Raw genomic sequence first — 1555 nt, 5'->3', positions numbered from 1 at the left:
ACGGCGAAGCCGCCGTGCAGCACGTGCCGGACGCGGGCGCCGCGATCGAAGCGGCCTTGTCCCGGGCCGCGTAGCATGCGCGACGCCACGCGGCACCGGCCGCCCCCCTATCATGAAGACGGCGGCACCGGCCGCCGGGCCGCCGTGCGCGGCACCGACCCGAGGTCCGCGCGGGGCCGCCGCCCCCGCTGCGCCCATCGCGCCACGCTTTCGCCACCGCCGTCCGCGTCATGAGTACGTCTGCTTCTTCCTCCCGCCTGCGCGTGCTGCTCGTCACCGACACCGACAAGCCGATCGGCGAGCTCGGCGATGCGCTCGCGCACCTCGGCTACGAGATGCTGAACGACGTCGCGACGCCCGCGCGCCTGCCGGCCGCCGTCGAGGAGCAACATCCCGACGTCGTGATCATCGATACCGATTCCCCGTCGCGCGACACGCTCGAGCAGCTTGCCGTGATGCACGCCACCGCGCCGCGCCCCGTGCTGATGTTCAGCCACGACGCCAACCAGTCGCTGATCCGCGCGGCGGTCGGCGCGGGCGTCAGCGCGTATCTCGTCGAAGGGCTGTCGGCCGAGCGCCTCGCGCCGATTCTCGAAGTCGCGCTTGCCCGCTTCTCGCACGACGACGCGCTGCGTCGCCGGCTGGCCGACGTCGAGCGCGAGCTCGCGGAGCGCAAGCTGATCGACCGCGCGAAGCGCCAGCTGATGGATGAGCGCAAGCTGTCCGAACACGACGCCTACGCGGCGCTGCGCAAGCGCGCGATGGATCAGGGCCTGCGCATCGTCGACGTCGCGCGGCAACTGCTCGACGCGTCACCCCAGTCATGAATGCCATGGATACCTCCTCTCCCGCCGCGCCGGAACGCGCACATCTTCGCCTCGGGTTCGTCGCGCTGAGCGACGCGGCCCCGCTGATCGTCGCACAGCGCCTGAACCTCGGCGAACGGCATGGCCTCACGCTCGAGCTCAGCCGCCAGCCGTCGTGGGCCACCGTGCGTGACAAGCTGCTGAGCGGCGAGCTCGACGCCGCGCATGCGCTGTACGGGCTCGTCTGCGGATTGCAGCTCGGGATCGGCGGCCCGCAGGCCGACATGGCCGCGCTGATGGTGCTGAACCGCAACGGCCAGGCGATCTCGTTGTCGCGCGGCCTCGCCGACGCGTATCGCGCCAGCGGCAGCGTGCGCGATGCGTTCGCGACGCTCGGCCGCAAGCCGCTCCTCGCCCAGACGTTCCCGACCGGCACGCACGCGATGTGGCTGAACCACTGGCTCGCGTCGCACGACGTCGATCCGCTGCGCGACGTGCGCAGCGTCGTGATCCCGCCGCCGGAGATGGTGGCCGCGCTCGCCGGCGGCGAGCTCGACGGCTTCTGCGCCGGCGAGCCGTGGCATGCGGTGGCCGAGGCCTGCGGCGCGGGGCGGACCGTCGCCGTCACGAGCGAGATCTGGCCCGATCATCCGGAGAAGGTGCTCGCGGCCCGGCGCGATTTCGTCGCGCTGTATCCGGCCACGGCCCGCGCGCTGATCCGCACGCTCGTCGATGCGTGCGCGTGGCTC

General features: G+C 72.5%; 2 protein-coding genes. Both read left to right on the top strand.

Going from position 1 to position 1555, the window contains the following annotated elements; all coding sequences use genetic code 11:
- Positions 1–230 precede the first annotated feature (230 nt).
- Complete coding sequence (locus tag G3N98_RS39150) at positions 231–827, top strand: ANTAR domain-containing protein (RefSeq protein ID WP_089475026.1); 597 nt, start codon at positions 231–233, stop codon at positions 825–827.
- 5 nt (positions 828–832) lie between these two features.
- The coding region (locus G3N98_RS39145; protein WP_206151111.1) for a CmpA/NrtA family ABC transporter substrate-binding protein at positions 833–1555 on the top strand (723 nt) is incomplete at its 3' end.

Source organism: Burkholderia sp. Tr-20390 (assembly GCF_017104595.1).
Taxonomy (GTDB): Bacteria; Pseudomonadota; Gammaproteobacteria; order Burkholderiales; family Burkholderiaceae; genus Burkholderia.
This window is presented reverse-complemented; position numbering and strand designations above follow the sequence as displayed.

Excerpts from the sequence above, each read along its gene's own strand:
- G3N98_RS39150 (WP_089475026.1), top strand. The coding sequence starts at position 231 with ATGAGTACGTCTGCTTCTTCCTCCCGCCTGCGCGTGCTGCTCGTCACC.